This window comes from Saccharopolyspora dendranthemae (assembly GCF_007829955.1).
GTDB lineage: Bacteria > Actinomycetota > Actinomycetes > Mycobacteriales > Pseudonocardiaceae > Saccharopolyspora > Saccharopolyspora dendranthemae.
Map to the genome: position 1 here is coordinate 278,843 of NZ_VIWX01000003.1, position 14,702 is coordinate 293,544.

The window sequence follows — 14,702 nt, forward strand, 5'->3', positions numbered from 1 at the left end:
CGTGCTGACCACCGGCCAGTTACTCGCCGAGCGCTACCGCCTCGGCCGCCGCATCGCGGTCGGCGGCATGGGCGAGGTGTGGGAGGCGGTGGACGTCCGGCTGGACCGGACGGTGGCGGTCAAGGTGCTCAAGGCCGAGCTGTGCGGGGACGCCGAGTTCCTGCACCGCTTCCGCACCGAGGCCCGCACCACGGCGTCGCTGAACCACCCGGGAATCGCAGCGGTCCACGACTACGGCGAGACCGCTGCCGTACCGGACGGTCCGGAGGACACCGCCTACCTGGTGATGGAGCTGGTCGAGGGAGAGCCGCTGGCGGCGATCCTGGCTCGTGAACGACGGATCAACACCGATCACGTGATGGACATGCTGGAGCAGGCCGGCCAGGCGCTCCAGGCCGCGCACGAGCGCGGTCTGGTGCACCGGGACGTCAAGCCCGGCAACATCCTGATCGCCCCCGAGGGCAAGGTGAAGCTGACCGACTTCGGCATCGCCAAGGCGGCCGACGCGGCACCGGTCACCCGCAACGGGATGGTGATGGGAACGGCGCACTACATCGCGCCGGAACAGGCCCTCGGCAGTGACGCGACACCGGCCAGCGACGTGTACTCGCTGGCCGTGGTCGGTTACGAGTGCCTGATGGGGCACCGCCCGTTTCTCTCCGAGAACGCGGTGACGGTCGCCATGATGCACATCCGCGACATCGCTCCGCCGCTCCCGCCGGACGTTCCGCCGGGAGTGCGAGCGCTGATCGAGGCGACCCTCGTGAAGGACCCCCGGCGGCGTTACGCCGACGGCGGGGAGTTCGCCGCCGCGGTCGCCGCGGTGCGCGCGGGTCGTCCGCTTCCAACACCGTCGGCGCTGGTCGCGCAACAGCAGCGACCGGTGAACGTGCACGGGCCGGGCACCGGCGTGCACCCGGTACCGCCGGGTCCGCCGCCGATGGGCAACACCTATCCGCCCGGCATCATCCCGCCCCAGCAACCCGTGCAGGCGGTGCAGCAACACCAGGTTTCACAGCAGCAGGCCCCGATGCCGGTTCCGGCCGGTAGCGCGGGAGTGGCAGGGGCCATGGGTGGCAATGCTCACCGGGATAGCGGCAACACCAGGGTCGTCGGTTGGATCCTGGTCGCGCTGCTGGCGGTAGTCTTGCTGGTCGCCATCGGTCTGCTGACCTATTGGGGGATCCACAGGCTCGACCTGGGCATGCCCGGACGCGGTCCGGTGGCCACCTCGAGCCTGGATTCCACGAACGGTTTGGGACAAACTTCGCAACGGCAGGGACCCATGATCGGAATGCCTCCAGCGGGTGAGATGGGACGATCGTTGACAAGGATCGGAACGACGATTCGATGAGTTCACCTCGACTGCTATCCGACCGCTACGAGCTCGGCGAGACACTCGGCTACGGCGGTATGTCGGAGGTGCACAAGGGCCGCGACACCCGTCTGAGCCGGGACGTCGCGGTCAAGATCCTGCGTGCCGACCTAGCCCGGGACCCCACCTTCCAGTTGCGCTTCCGCCGCGAGGCGCAGAACGCCGCAGCCCTGAACCACCCGGCGATCGTCGCTGTCTACGACACCGGTGAGACGGACTCCGAGAGCGGGCCGCTGCCCTACATCGTCATGGAGTACGTCGACGGCAGGACGCTGCGCGACATCGTCAAGACCGAGGGACCGCTGTCGCCTCGGCGGGCGATGGAGGTCATGGCGGACGGCTCGGCGGCGCTGGACTTCAGCCACCGGCACGGGATCGTGCACCGCGACGTGAAGCCGGCGAACATCATGATCACCCGCTCCGGCGCGGTGAAGGTGATGGACTTCGGCATCGCCCGCGCGCTGCACGACGGCCAGGCGGCGGTCACCCAGACCGCAGCGGTCATCGGCACCGCCCAGTACCTCTCCCCGGAGCAGGCGCGCGGCGAGGCGGTGGACGCGCGAAGCGACGTCTACGCCTCCGGCTGCGTGCTCTTCGAACTGCTCACCGGGGAGCCGCCGTTCACCGGTGACTCGCCGGTCGCGGTCGCCTACCAGCACGTCCGGGAGGAGCCCCGCAAGCCGTCCGACGTGGTTCCGGCGACGCCGGCCTCGCTGGACGCGGTGGTGCTCAAGGCGCTGAGCAAGAACCCGGCCAACCGCTACCAGTCCGCGGCGGAGATGCGCGCGGACCTGGTGCGGGTGCTGTCCGGTCAGCGCCCGAAGGCTCCGATGATCATGTCGGAGGAAGAGCACACCGCGATGCTCGGCCAGGGCGGCGGCGCCACCGAGATGATCGGCTCCGGCCGGCACCGCTCGGACGAGATCGAGGACTACCCGCCGGCCCAGCCGGAGCGCCGGCGCAGCAAGAACACCGTCGTAGCGCTGGTCACCCTGGCCTGCGTCGCCGTGTTCGCGCTGGCCGCCTGGCTGGTGACGATGCTGGTCGGAGCGGGGGATCCGGATCGCGTCCCGGTGCCGAACCTGGTCGGCATGACGGCCCCGGCCGCCTCCGAGAAGGCCAAGTCCGAAGGCTGGATGGTGCTCCCCCGCTCGTGCCCCTCTCCCGAGGACAAGCGCGGGAAGATCGTCAACCAGACCCCTCCGGCCGGGGCGCAGGGCACCAAGGAGGGCACCAAGATCGAGCTGTGCGCGGGCACCGGACCGGAGGCCACCCAGGTCCCGGACCTGTCCGGTCTCACGATGACCGAGGCGCAGCAGGAGCTCGAGAAGGCAGGCCTGAAGATCGGGCTGAACCCGGACCACAAGGAGACGTCGGACCCGAAGCTGGTCGACAAGATCCTGGACTGGGACAGCAAGGGCACCGAGGTCTCCAAGGGCACGACGATCAACGTCGTGGTCGGCCAGGCGATCCCGCAGACCGAGCTGCAGGACTTCCGCGGCCAGCAGCTGGAGACGGCGAAGGCGTTCCTGGTGGGCGCCGGGTTCAAGGTCAGCGTCGAGCAGCGCGACTCCGACCAGCCCACGAACACGGTCATCGACCAGTCCCCGTCGGGCGGCACCAAGGCACGGACCGGCTCGACCGTGACCCTGGTGGTCTCCAAGGGCAACCAGATCACCATGCCCAAGCTGGAGAACATGTCGAAGTCGCAGGCCGAGTCCGCGCTGAAGGCCGCCGGCTGGAACGGCGAGATCACCGAGACCAAGCAGTCCACCGGTGACATCACCAAGGACGACAAGGTCGTGGGCAGCTCGCCGCAGTCCGGGCAGAAGATCAGCAAGGACCAGTCGATCACCCTCTACATCGGTGACTACGACAGCTCCAGCACCAGCTCGCCCCCGGGCGACGGCGGCGGGATCTTCCCCTTCCCCTGATCGACGACCTGACGACAGTGGGGCGGTGGCCACTCGGCCACCGCCCCGTTTCGCGTCTGAGGAGTTGCGCGGGTCAGCGCGCTGCTGCCGCGACCTCGCGCATCTCGGCTTCCAGCTGGTCGACCAGGTGTCCGGCGACCGGGTGCCCGGCGGAGGCCATCCAGTTGGCGAGCATCCGGTGACCGCCGTCGGTGAGCACCGACTCGGGGTGGAACTGAACGCCCTCGACCGGCAGCTCGCGGTGGCGCATGCCCATCACGATGCCGGAATCGGTCTTGGCGGTGACCTCGAAGTCGTCCGGGATGGTGTCGGCGCGCACGATCAGCGAGTGGTACCGGGTGGCGATGAAGGGCTGCGGCAGTCCGGCGAACACGCCCGCACCGGAGTGCTCGATCTCGCTGACCTTGCCGTGCAGCAGCTCGGGAGCGCGCTCGACCGTCCCGCCCCACACCGCGCCGATGGCCTGGTGCCCGAGGCACACGCCGAAGACCGGCTTGCGCTCGGCGGCGCAGCGCTGGACCAGCTCCATCGTCCGGCCCGCGCGGTCCGGCGTACCGGGACCGGGGCTGAACAGCACGCCGTCGGCCGCGGCCACGTCCTCATCGGTGACCACGTCGTTGCGGCGCACCTCGCACTCGGCGCCGAGCTGGGCGAGGTACTGCACGAGGTTGTAGACGAAGCTGTCGTAGTTGTCGACCACGAGTACACGCACTCCGCCACCCTACGCGTCCGGTTCAACGCGATTTTCCGGCCGATCCCCGCTCTACCCGGTGGTGACGTCGTTGAACGGGAGCAGCGGTTCCAGCCAGGGGAAGACCACGAACAGCAGCAGCGCGACGACCGCGGCGACCAGCGCGAGCGCGAGGAGCGCCTTGGCCGGGAACGGGCCGGGCAGGTGCTGCCAGATCCAGGCGTACATCAGCGCTCCTCCAGTTCCGGGGGCCGCAGCTCGGGGTGGTCGGCGAGCTTGGGGTACTGCGTGGTGAGCACGCCGTGGACGATCAGCCGCTCGCGCGCGGAGAACTCCGGGTTGCAGGTGGTGAGGGTGATCAACCTGGTGAGCCGCTCGCGCGGGAGCGCCTCCGGCGGCAGGCCGGGCACCGGGAAGATCACCTCGCCCTGCTCGGGCCGCACCACGTGCCGTCCGACGACGTGGTCGTAGGGCGCCGGGATCGGCGCGACGCCCTGGCAGCGCGGGTCGCCGGTGCCGCCGTTCCAGCTCGCGGCCTCGCCCGGCATCGGCAGGACCCGGTAGACGTACCAGTGCGTCGCGGTCTCCACCACGATCGGCGCGCAGGAGGACAGCTCGTCCAGCTCGTTGAACGGCGCGCCCCGCCCGATCCGGTGGCCGGCGACCGCGAAGTTCCCCTGCTCCCCCGGCCAGGCGGTGCCGGAGTAGTGGCCCGGTCCGCCGCTGAGGGTCGTGAGGTCGGTGCCCTCCAGCACGGTGAAGCCGGAGTCCGGTCCCAGCGTCGGCAGGAACAGCTGCGCGAACCCGGTCCCCCGCGCGGGCGGCGGCGGTTCGGCGATCGGGTGCCGCTGCTGGTCGTGCCACTCGCTGCGCATCCGTCCCGTCGCGTCCGCCTGCTCCCGCGCGGTGAACAGGTCGGTCACGTAGACGACGTAGAAGACGAACAGCAGCAGCACCAGGCCGGCGGTGATCATCAGTTCACCGGAGATCCGGATCGCCGCTCGCGCGGTGCTCCTGGAGTCCCCCGGCGGCCGGGGCGGACTCTGAACGGACGAAACCACGACGTTCCTCTCCGGTCACGGCTTTGCGAGGGGTGCTGGATCAGCGCTGTGATTACGTTAACGTGGTAGGTGGAAATGGAGCCGTACCGCCGCCCTCGGCGCAGAACCCGGAGAGGCGCGGGACGGCGGTGCCGCATCACCTGGCGAGGACACCTATGCCGAAGTCCAAGGTCCGCAAGAAGGACGACTCCAACCCGGCTGTCGATCGCCGGACGCCGGTCAAGGCGAAGTCGGTCGGCCCGTCGCACCCGATCTACGTCGCCGTCATGCTCGGCCTGATGCTCATCGGGCTGCTCTGGCTGGTCACCAACTACATCGCGGGCGACAAGATCGGATTCATGAGCGACCTGGGCGGGTGGAATTTCGCCGTCGGTTTCTCATTCATGATCGTCGGGCTGCTGATGACCATGCGGTGGCGCTGACACCACCCCGCTGACCTGCGTAGACGTTCGGCTTTCGCATTGCCATAAAGCCGGACGGCGACGCTCGCAATTCGAGCGGATAGCACGACGACGCTTCGTGCACGAGCTCCGAAGGGGTCAACTCCTTCGGAGCTCACTCATCCCTTTGATGACTTGACAGACGGTCAGCGAAACACACATGTGTAACTAGTCCCCAGTGGGGATAAGTCCTGTGGATAACTCGTCGATATCGGGATGGGCATGAACACCGCGGAGGACTCGATGAGTTGGGCGCCCCCGGCCGCGCTGGTCGGCTGCGGCTGGGTCCTCACCGCGGGAGCCGCCGCCTGGGCCTGGCTCGCATCGACCCCGACCGACCGGGTGTTCGTGGCGGCGCTCGCCCTGGCGCTGCTCGCGGCGTCCGCGTTCGGCACGCTCTGCCGCCCGCGGCTGCACGCCGACGGCACCGGCATCACCGTGCGCGCCCTGACCGGCCGCAGGCACTACTCGTGGGACGAGATCACCATCCGCGTCCGGGAGACCCGCAGGCTGGGCCTGACCGGCACCAGCCTGGAACTCGACGCGAACCCGGATCTGACGATCCTCACCCGGCTCGACCTCGGCGAGGACCCCTACGACGCGGCCGATGCGCTGCACGCGCTGCGCAGGTGACTCAGCCGCAGCGGATGTACTGCCCGGAACCGATGCAGGACAGGTCACCGAAGGCGACGTCCCGGACCAGCAGGACGACGACCAGCACGACCAGCAGTCCGATCAGCGCGCTCGCCTGAATCGCGTTGCGTCGCTCGCGCGGCGCGTAGACCAGGGCGGCCGTCGACGCAGCCCCCAGGATCAGCCCGCCGACGTGCCCGAGCAGCGAGATGCCGGGGATGAGCACGCTCGCGACGATGTTCAGCGCGATCACGGTGATCACCGGCCGCATGCTGACCTTCAGACGCAGCGCGGCGACCGCGATACCGCCCATCAGGCCGTACACCGCGCCGGAAGCACCTGCCACCGGGTTCTCGGCCACGCCGAGCAAGAAGACCGCGGCGCTGCCACCGAGCAGCGACAACCCGTAGACGGCGGCGAAGCGCGCGCGACCGAGCAGCAGCTCCAGGTCCCGTCCGATCACCCACAGGGCGATCATGTTCATCACCAGGTGCACCACGCCGATGTGCAGGAACCCCGACGTGACGAGGCGCCACCACTGGCCGCCGGCCACCGTCATCGGCACGAGCGCGTAGTCCGCGAACAGATCGGAGCGGTAGTTCGCCCCGAAGTTGCCCGCCGTCACGGCGGTGAGGACGTACGCGGCGACGTTCGCCGCGATCAGCAGCGGCACCAGGATCGGCTTGTCGCGCAGCGTCGCACCGGCGACCGTCACGGGCCGCCGGACGGTCGCGCCGCCCTCGCGGACGCAATCGACGCACTGCTGCCCGACGGATGCGTCGCGCAGGCATTCCGGGCAGGCCGGACGTTCGCACCGGGTGCAACGCAGCCCGGTAGGCCGGTCGGGGTGCCGCGCGCAGCTGGGTAACTGCGGTGGCGCCCCGTCCGGTCCGGGCGTCGGTCCGGGTGGCACAGTCACAGGCGAGACCTGCTTTCCCGGGCGGTGTCAGCCGCGCTCGATCGAAACCTTCTCGATGACGATGTCGTTCACCGGGCGGTCGTTGCGACCGGTCGCGGTGCCGGCGATCGTGTCGACCACCTCGCGCGACTCCTTGTCGGCGACCTCACCGAAGATGGTGTGCTTGTAGTTCAGCCAGGACGTCGCCGCCACGGAGACGAAGAACTGCGAGCCGTTGGTGTTCGGCCCGGCGTTCGCCATGGCGAGCAGGTACGGCTTGGTGAACTGCAGCTCCGGGTGGAACTCGTCCCCGAACTGGTAACCGGGGCCGCCGCGGCCCGTGCCGGTCGGGTCACCGGTCTGGATCATGAAACCCTCGATCACCCGGTGGAAGATCACCCCGTCGTAGAACGGGCCGGAGCGTTCGCCCTTGGCGTTCGGCTCCGTGTATTCCTGGGTCCCCTCTGCGAGGCCCACGAAGTTTTTCACGGTCTTGGGCGCCTGGTCGGGGAACAAGTTGATCCGGATGTCGCCCTGATTGGTGTGCAGGGTCGCGGTCAACTTCGTCCCAACGAGCGATCCGTTGTCTTCAGCCACCTGACCATCCTGCCATCGAGCGGGCCGATTGCGGTGTCTGGGTGCAATATGGGCGGGTCCGCGCCCTTTACCCGGCTCCGCGGTGGAGGCGTGGTTGACATGTGCTCATACGCTATATCCGGGTTGGTGTGGGCAAGCCAGGCCAAGGAGGTCAACAGGCGATGGATGAAGTGAACGCGATGGCCAAGGCCGGCGAGACCGTGGGCAAGGCGGTCGGCACCGGCATGAAGCAGGCCCGCCACAGCGCGAAGCTCGCGAGCGAGCAGGGCATGGTGCTGTCCAAGCAAGCCGCGGCGAGGGCCGAGCGGGAGCTGGCCGACCGCGGTTACTCGACGGAGGAGCTGCAGGAGCTCATCGCGCAGCGCGCCACGGGCAAGTCCCGCAAGGAACTCGCCAAGCAGGCCAAGGCGAGGCGAGCGGAGTGGGAGAAGAGGACGACCGAGTCCCGCAAGCGGCTGGCCGCCCGGATCGACCCGACGCCGGTGAAGAAGCGACGCCGCTGGCCCTGGATGCTCCTGCTGCTGATGGTGCTGGGTCTCGCGGCGGCGGCGTTCGCGCTGACCCGTCGTCCGGAGGAGCTCCCGCTGGCGGTGGCGGACGACGAACCCTGGGACTCCCACACCCCCGGCACGAACCCGGCCCGCCACCGCGCCCCGGCGGAGGCGGACGGACACCTCCCCGAACCGCCCAAGGTGGAAACCCCCAGGCCAAACCCCCCGAAGCAGTGACCGAACGCTGAAGAGGCCGGGCCCGCTGGGCCCGGCCTCTTCTTGTGAGCTATTACTATTCACTGCGATCACTGAGTGGGAAACACTCAGAATTCAGCAACAACGGCAACGAACCGTGGCCCGAACGCACAAAACGCCCCGCACCGAGCGGGGCGTTCATGTCAGCGGAGTGGAGACGAGGGGAATCGAACCCCTAACCCCCGCCTTGCAAAGGCGGTGCTCTGCCAATTGAGCTACGTCCCCCAACGGCGGCGGAGGTCAGGGCCCCCGGCCTGAGGATCAGGCCTCCGCGGTGGCCTCGCGCCAGAGGTCGGCCTCGGCCTTGGCGGCCTTGTTGCGACGAACCACGAACAGCACGACTCCGGCAACTGCGGCGAGTGCGAGCAGCTTCTTCATTCCGGTCGCCTCCTAGAACACGGCACCTGTGCCGTTGGTGTTCGGGTCTGTCTGAGGGAGTGGGAAAGAACTTCCCGAGTGGGCCTAGAAGGACTTGAACCTTCGACCTCTTCGTTATCAGCGAAGCGCTCTAACCGCCTGAGCTATAGGCCCTCGTTCGTTGTGCTGCAAACATTACAGTACGGCGTACCACCACCGAGACGGGGGGTCATCCGGCCTGAGCCGGGCGCGGCGACGCTCTCCGACCTCGGAAAACGCCGCCGCAGCCCGGTCAACGACTCATTCGCGCTCGGACAGCGTGATCTCGATGCCGCCGGCGAAGTCGGCCGCCACGTTGTAGATGAACGCGGCCACCGTCGCCAGCGCCGTGATCAGCACGATGTTGATCGCGCCGATGATCGAGGCGACGCCGAACACCCGGCCCGCGCTGATCAGCGGCTCGTTCACCGCGTCGTCCGGCTGGGTCAGCTCGGTGAACGTCCCGTTGAGCTGCTCCCAGACGCCCATGCCGTCCAGCACGCCGTAGAGGACCGCCACGGCGATCATCCACACGAAGAACAACGCGACGCTGAGCACCAGCGCCAGCTTCAGCACCGACCACGGGTCGAACCGCTTGATCTGCAGGCTCGCCCGGCGCGGTCCCCGGCTGGGGCGCCGCGCGGAGGTCCCGGAGGCGCTGCGCGAGGCCGCCGAGCCGCTGCCGGAACCCGCGGCCGCACCCGCACCGGTGTAGGACACCTGGGTGCGCGCGGACTGCGGGATCTGCGTGCGGACCGTCTCCTGGTCGGACACGGTCTTCGGGATCGTCTGGGTGTCGTCGGTTTCGCGGCTGCCCGCCGCCGAATCGGTGGCACCGCCGGCCGCAGCGCCGCCGAGGGCACCCGCCGCCAGCGATCCCGAAAGACTGCCCGAATCCTGCTCGTCCTCGGAGGAGGAGTCCTCCGAGGACGCCGAACCGCGCTGCCACGGCGGCGGCGAGTCGGTGCCGTCGAGGGCCTCCCCGCCGCCGTCGCCGGCGGTCGAGCCGGACTCCTCGGTCCCGTTCGCAGAGGCAGCAGCCTCGGAATCGGTCGTGGAGACCTTGTCGTCGACTGTCTGGGTGCTGGCCGAAGAGCGGCCCGCATCCTGCTGCGGGTCCGAGGACTCCGGCTTCTCGGAACTTGTCACGAGCGATCCTTCGGTGATCGTCGGTGTCGGTGTGCCCCGTGGCGTACCACGGCGTGTTCAGTTCTCCGGCGCTGCGCTCACGCCTGCTTGGGCTCCGGTGCGGCGTCCGGATCCGCTGCCTCGTCGGCGTTGCGCGCCACGGCCAGCAGGGTCGAGCCCTCGTCGAGGTTCATCAGACGAACGCCCTTGGTCTGCCGACCGGCCTTGCGCACCTCCTTGGCGGTGGTCCGGATGACTCCGCCGGCGGAGGTGATCGCGTACAGCTCGTCCTCCAGCTCGACGATCTGCGCCCCTACAAGCCTGCCACGTTTGCGGTCGTACTGAAGAGTCAGCACTCCCTTCCCGCCACGGCCCTGGACCGGGTAGTCCTCGATCGGGGTCCGCTTCGCGTAGCCGCGCGACGTGGCGACCAGGACGTACCGGTCCTCCCGGCACACGCCCATCGCCAGCAGTTCGTCGCCCTCGTTGAACCGCATGCCCAGGACACCAGAGGTGGCGCGGCCCATCGGACGCAGCGCCTCGTCGGAGGCGTGGAACCTGATCGACTGCCCCTCCGCCGACACCAGCAGGAGGTCGTCGTCGGCCGAGCAGAGCACCGCGCCGACGAGCTCGTCCTCGTCCTTCAGGTTCACCCCGATGAGACCACCCGATCGGTTGGAATCGAAGTCGGTCAAACGGGACTTCTTGACCAGGCCGTTCTTGGTCGCCAGGACCAGGTACGGCGCAGCGGTGTAGTCCTTGATCTGCATGACCTGGGCGATCTGCTCGTCCGGCTGGAACGCCAGCAGGTTGGCCACGTGCTGACCGCGAGCGGTCCGGTTGGCCTCCGGCAGTTCGTAGGCCTTCGCGCGGTAGACCCGGCCCTTGTTGGTGAAGAACAGGATCCAGTCGTGCGTGGAGCAGACGAAGAAGTGCGACACGATGTCGTCCTGCTTCAGGGCTGCTCCCTGCACTCCCTTGCCGCCGCGCTTCTGGGCCCGGTACAGGTCGGTGCGGGTGCGCTTGGCGTAGCCGGTGCGGGTGATCGTGACGACCACGTCCTCGTCGGCGATGAGGTCTTCCATCGAGACCTCGCCCTCGAACGGGACGATCTTGGTGCGGCGGTCCTCGCCGTACTTGTCCACGATCGCCATCAGCTCGTCGCGGATGATCTGCCGCTGCCGCTCGGGCTTGTCGAGGATGTCCTTGAGGTCCTCGATCTCCCGCTCGATCTCGGCCAGCTGGTCGATGATCTTCTGGCGCTCCAGGGCGGCCAGTCGGCGCAGCTGCATCTCCAGGATCGCGTTCGCCTGGATCTCGTCGACCTCGAGCAGCTCGATCAGGCCGGTGCGCGCGTCGTCGACCGTCGGCGAGCGGCGGATCAGCGCGATGACCTCGTCGAGCATGTCCAGCGCCTTGACCAGACCGCGCAGGATGTGGGCGCGCTCCTCGGCCTTGCGCAGCCGGTACCTGGTCCGGCGGACGATGACCTCGATCTGGTGCTTGACGTAGTACCGGATCACCTGGTCGAGCCGGAGCGTGCGCGGCACGCCGTCGACCAGCGCCAGCATGTTGACGCCGAAGGTCGTCTGCAGCTGGGTGTGCTTGTAGAGGTTGTTGAGCACGACCTTCGGGATCGCGTCGCGCTTGAGCGTGACGACGATCCGCATGCCGCGCCTGCTGTTGGACTCGTCGGCGATGTCCGAGATGCCGGTGATCTTGCCTTCCCGGTGCATCGAGGCGATGTTCTCGATGAGGTTGTCCGGGTTCACCTGGTACGGCAGCTCGGTGACGACCAGCATGGTGCGTCCCTTGCTGTCCTCCTCCACCGAGACGACGGCCCGCATCTTGATGGAGCCGCGGCCGGTCCGGTAGGCGTCGGCGATCGCGTTGGTGCCGAGGACCAGACCGCGGGTCGGGAAGTCCGGCCCCTTGATCCGCTCCATCATCGCTTCGAGCAGCTCGTCGTCATCGCACTCGGGGTGCTCCAGCGCCCAGACGACGCCGTCGGCGACCTCGCGCAGGTTGTGCGGCGGGATGTTGGTCGCCATCCCGACCGCGATCCCGCCACCGCCGTTGACCAGCAGGTTCGGGAACCGCGCCGGCAACACGTCGGGCTCCTGCGTGCGCCCGTCGTAGTTGTCGGAGAAGTCGACGGTGTCCTCTTCGATGTCGGCGAGCATGTGCATCGCCAACGGCGCCAGCCGCGACTCGGTGTAGCGCATGGCGGCGGCCGGGTCGTTGCCCGGCGAGCCGAAGTTGCCCTGGCCGTCGATCAGCGGGTGGCGCATCGACCACGGCTGGGCGAGGCGGACCAGGGTGTCGTAGATCGCCGAGTCACCGTGCGGGTGGTAGTTGCCCATCACGTCGCCGACGACGCGCGAGCACTTCACGTAGCCGCGGTCGGGGCGGAAGCCCGAGTCGTACATCGCGTACAACACGCGCCGGTGCACCGGCTTGAGACCGTCGCGCACGTCCGGGAGCGCACGCGCGACGATCACGCTCATCGCGTAGTTGATGTAGGAGTTCTGCATCTCCTGCTGGAGTTCGACCGGTTCGACCCGACCGTGTTCCGGCGGCAGGATGTCCGTCATGCTCTTCCCTTGCTCGTTCGGAGAGTTCGGTGGTTGACCTGCGCGTGGATCACACGTCGAGGAAGCCCGCGTCCTTCGCGTTGCGGGTGATGAACGAGCGCCGCGCCTCGACGTCCTCGCCCATCAGCACGCTGAACAGCTCGTCCGCGGTGGCCGCGTCGTCCAGCGAGACCTGCAGCAGCAGCCGGGTCTCCGGGTTCATGGTGGTCTCCCAGAGCTCGTCGGCGTTCATCTCACCGAGACCCTTGTAGCGCTGGATGCCGTCGTCCTTGGGCAGCTTGCGCCCGGCGGCGGCGCCCGCCTCCAGCAGCGCGTCGCGCTCCTTGTCGCTGTAGGCGTACTCGGGCTCCGCGCGCGGCCACTTGACCTTGTACAGCGGCGGCTGCGCGAGGAACACGTGCCCGTTCTCGATCAGCGGGCGCATGAACCGGAACAGCAGGGTCAGCAGCAGGGTCCGGATGTGCTGGCCGTCGACGTCGGCGTCGGCCATCAGCACGATCTTGTGGTACCGCAGCTTCGACAGGTCGAACTCGTCGTGGATGCCGGTGCCCAGCGCGGTGATGATCGCCTGGACCTCGTTGTTCTTGAGGACCTTGTCGATCCGCGACTTCTCCACGTTGATGATCTTGCCTCGCAGCGGCAGGATCGCCTGGAAGCGCGACTCGCGGCCTTCCTTGGCCGAGCCACCCGCGGAGTCGCCCTCCACGATGTAGAGCTCGCACTCGTCCGGCTGGTTGGACTGGCAGTCCTTGAGCTTGCCGGGCAGGCCGCCGATGTCCATCGCGCTCTTGCGGCGGACCAGCTCCTTGGCCTTGCGCGCGGCCATCCGCGCCTGCGCCGAGGAGACCGCCTTGTTCACGATCGTTCGCGCGTCGGCGGGGTTGCGCTCGAACCAGTCGGTCAGCCACTCGAAGGCGGTGGTCTGCACGAAGGACTTGACCTCGGTGTTGCCCAGCTTGGTCTTGGTCTGACCCTCGAACTGCGGCTCGGAGACCTTGACCGACACGATCGCGGCCAGGCCCTCGCGGACGTCGTCGCCGGTGAGGCTGCCGTCCTTGTCCTTGAGCAGCTTCTTGTCCTTGGCGTAGGCGTTGACCACGCGGGTCAGCGCGGACCGGAAGCCCTCCTCGTGGGTGCCGCCCTCGTGCGTGTTGATCGTGTTGGCGAACGTGTAGACCGACTGGTTGAAGCCGGAGTTCCACTGCAGCGCGACTTCCAGCTCGTGCCCGTTGCCGGCGGCGTTGAAGGCGACGACCTTCTTGTGGATCGGCTCCTTCGTCGCGTTGATGTGCTTGACGAAGTCCTCGAGCCCGCCCGGGTAGTGGTAGGTCCGCTCGGTGGTCTTCGCCGTGCTGCCCTGGGCGTCCTCACCACCGTCTTCGTCCTCGGCGACGCGCTCGTCGCGCAGGACGATGGTCAGGCCCTTGTTCAGGAAGGCCATCTCCTGGAGGCGGCGGGCGATCGTCTCGATGTTGTACGTGGTGGTCTCGAAGATCTTGGGGTCGGCCCAGAAGGTGATCGAGGTGCCGGACCGGCTGGTCTTCTCGCCGCGCTCGACCTCGGCGACCGGCTTGGAGTCCTCGTAGCGCTGCCGCCACACGTTGCCGCCGACGTGGATCTCGGCCTCCAGCGCCGTGGAGAGCGCGTTGACCACGGAGACACCGACGCCGTGCAGACCACCGGACACGGCGTAGGAGTCGCCGCCGAACTTGCCGCCCGCGTGCAGGACCGTGAGCACGACCTCCAAGGTCGGCTTCTTCTCGACCGGGTGCATGTCGACGGGGATGCCGCGACCGTCGTCGACGACGCGCACGCCACCGTCGGCGAGCAGGGTGACCTCGACCTTGGACGCGTACCCGGCCATCGCCTCGTCGACCGAGTTGTCCACGACCTCCTGGACCAGGTGGTGCAGACCGCGCTCACCGGTGGAACCGATGTACATGCCGGGCCGCTTGCGGACGGCCTCAAGGCCCTCAAGAACGGTGATTGATGAAGCGTTGTATTCGCTCTTCTTCGGTGCCACGGGCCTCGATTTCTCCTTGAGCCGACTGTGCTGTCACGGTGATCGGTCGATGCCGGCGCGGTGACCGGCTCCGGCTCTACGACCACTTCGGGGCGACTCGGCTGCCGGCGCCGTACCCCGGTGCGGCCCGCCTGCGGACCCCTCGCCGTTCAACGAGCGGGGAGCGCGTCGGGTCACACCCACGTT

General features: G+C 68.5%; 13 protein-coding genes, 2 tRNA genes and 1 pseudogene. 5 read left to right on the top strand and 11 right to left on the bottom strand.

Going from position 1 to position 14,702, the window contains the following annotated elements; genetic code table 11:
* Position 1 precedes the first annotated feature (1 nt).
* Positions 2-1,354, top strand: a complete 1,353-nt coding sequence (locus tag FHU35_RS16510; protein WP_145740611.1) for a serine/threonine-protein kinase — start codon at positions 2-4, stop codon at positions 1,352-1,354.
* Complete coding sequence (gene pknB / locus FHU35_RS16515; RefSeq protein ID WP_145740614.1) at positions 1,351-3,309, top strand: Stk1 family PASTA domain-containing Ser/Thr kinase; 1,959 nt, start codon at positions 1,351-1,353, stop codon at positions 3,307-3,309. The genes FHU35_RS16510 and pknB overlap by 4 nt, the downstream gene beginning before the upstream one ends.
* A 73-nt stretch (positions 3,310-3,382) precedes the next feature.
* On the opposite strand, the gene FHU35_RS16520 is transcribed toward pknB, so the two are convergent.
* The 3 genes from FHU35_RS16520 to FHU35_RS16525 are packed head-to-tail and all read right to left on the bottom strand — an operon-like array spanning position 3,383 to position 5,061.
* A complete protein-coding gene (locus FHU35_RS16520) occupies positions 3,383-4,021 on the bottom strand; it encodes an aminodeoxychorismate/anthranilate synthase component II (RefSeq protein ID WP_145740616.1) in 639 nt (212 codons plus the stop codon).
* A gap of 51 nt (positions 4,022-4,072) precedes the next feature.
* Positions 4,073-4,228 carry a hypothetical protein gene (locus tag FHU35_RS29325; protein ID WP_186459461.1) on the bottom strand — a complete coding sequence of 52 codons (156 nt, stop codon included), beginning with the start codon at positions 4,226-4,228 and terminating at the stop codon, positions 4,073-4,075.
* Positions 4,228-5,061, bottom strand: a complete 834-nt coding sequence (locus tag FHU35_RS16525; RefSeq protein WP_145740617.1) for a class E sortase — start codon at positions 5,059-5,061, stop codon at positions 4,228-4,230. The genes FHU35_RS29325 and FHU35_RS16525 overlap by 1 nt, the downstream gene beginning before the upstream one ends.
* Positions 5,062-5,216: 155 nt before the next feature.
* On the opposite strand from FHU35_RS16525, the gene crgA reads away from it, so the two are divergent.
* Together crgA and FHU35_RS16535 are read left to right on the top strand one after the other, a co-directional pair.
* The gene (crgA, locus tag FHU35_RS16530; RefSeq protein WP_145740620.1) at positions 5,217-5,483 is read left to right on the top strand and encodes a cell division protein CrgA; all 267 of its coding nucleotides are present in this window, start codon (positions 5,217-5,219) and stop codon (positions 5,481-5,483) included.
* 261 nt (positions 5,484-5,744) lie between these two features.
* Complete coding sequence (locus FHU35_RS16535; protein ID WP_145740622.1) at positions 5,745-6,134, top strand: PH domain-containing protein; 390 nt, start codon at positions 5,745-5,747, stop codon at positions 6,132-6,134.
* 1 nt (position 6,135) lies between these two features.
* On the opposite strand, the gene FHU35_RS16540 is transcribed toward FHU35_RS16535, so the two are convergent.
* Together FHU35_RS16540 and FHU35_RS16545 are read right to left on the bottom strand one after the other, a co-directional pair.
* Positions 6,136-6,849: a rhomboid family intramembrane serine protease gene (locus tag FHU35_RS16540; RefSeq protein ID WP_342788510.1), complete on the bottom strand. Its 714-nt coding sequence runs from the start codon at positions 6,847-6,849 to the stop codon at positions 6,136-6,138.
* Positions 6,850-7,080: 231 nt separating this feature from the next.
* The gene (locus tag FHU35_RS16545; RefSeq protein WP_186459462.1) at positions 7,081-7,629 is read right to left on the bottom strand and encodes a peptidylprolyl isomerase; all 549 of its coding nucleotides are present in this window, start codon (positions 7,627-7,629) and stop codon (positions 7,081-7,083) included.
* A 161-nt stretch (positions 7,630-7,790) separates the two neighbouring features.
* On the opposite strand from FHU35_RS16545, the gene FHU35_RS16550 reads away from it, so the two are divergent.
* Positions 7,791-8,357 (top strand): hypothetical protein, encoded by a 567-nt coding sequence (locus tag FHU35_RS16550; protein ID WP_145740626.1) that lies wholly within the window; start codon positions 7,791-7,793, stop codon positions 8,355-8,357.
* 170 nt (positions 8,358-8,527) lie between these two features.
* Here FHU35_RS16550 and FHU35_RS16555 read toward each other — a convergent pair.
* The 6 genes and pseudogenes from FHU35_RS16555 to gyrB all read right to left on the bottom strand — a co-directional run bounded on the left by FHU35_RS16555 (position 8,528) and on the right by gyrB (position 14,516).
* Positions 8,528-8,600, bottom strand: a tRNA-Ala gene (locus tag FHU35_RS16555).
* A gap of 45 nt (positions 8,601-8,645) precedes the next feature.
* Positions 8,646-8,753: pseudogene (locus FHU35_RS29655) on the bottom strand (DLW-39 family protein); the annotation flags it as partial.
* 79 nt (positions 8,754-8,832) lie between these two features.
* Positions 8,833-8,906: transfer RNA gene (locus tag FHU35_RS16560), tRNA-Ile, on the bottom strand.
* Positions 8,907-9,032: 126 nt separating this feature from the next.
* Positions 9,033-9,920, bottom strand: a complete 888-nt coding sequence (locus tag FHU35_RS16565) for a DUF3566 domain-containing protein (RefSeq protein WP_145740628.1) — start codon at positions 9,918-9,920, stop codon at positions 9,033-9,035.
* 77 nt (positions 9,921-9,997) lie between these two features.
* Positions 9,998-12,493 carry a DNA gyrase subunit A gene (gene gyrA, locus FHU35_RS16570; RefSeq protein ID WP_145740630.1) on the bottom strand — a complete coding sequence of 832 codons (2,496 nt, stop codon included), beginning with the start codon at positions 12,491-12,493 and terminating at the stop codon, positions 9,998-10,000.
* A gap of 49 nt (positions 12,494-12,542) precedes the next feature.
* Positions 12,543-14,516, bottom strand: coding sequence for a DNA topoisomerase (ATP-hydrolyzing) subunit B (gene gyrB, locus FHU35_RS16575; protein ID WP_145740632.1), 1,974 nt, complete (start codon positions 14,514-14,516; stop codon positions 12,543-12,545).
* Between the last annotated feature and the right edge of the window lie 186 nt (positions 14,517-14,702).

Excerpts from the sequence above, each read along its gene's own strand:
- pknB (WP_145740614.1), top strand. The coding sequence starts at position 1,351 with ATGAGTTCACCTCGACTGCTATCCGACCGCTACGAGCTCGGCGAGACA.
- FHU35_RS29325 (WP_186459461.1), bottom strand. The coding sequence starts at position 4,228 with ATGTACGCCTGGATCTGGCAGCACCTGCCCGGCCCGTTCCCGGCCAAG.
- crgA (WP_145740620.1), top strand. The coding sequence starts at position 5,217 with ATGCCGAAGTCCAAGGTCCGCAAGAAGGACGACTCCAACCCGGCTGTC.
- FHU35_RS16535 (WP_145740622.1), top strand. The coding sequence starts at position 5,745 with ATGAGTTGGGCGCCCCCGGCCGCGCTGGTCGGCTGCGGCTGGGTCCTC.
- FHU35_RS16550 (WP_145740626.1), top strand. The coding sequence starts at position 7,791 with ATGGATGAAGTGAACGCGATGGCCAAGGCCGGCGAGACCGTGGGCAAG.
- gyrA (WP_145740630.1), bottom strand. The coding sequence starts at position 12,493 with ATGACGGACATCCTGCCGCCGGAACACGGTCGGGTCGAACCGGTCGAA.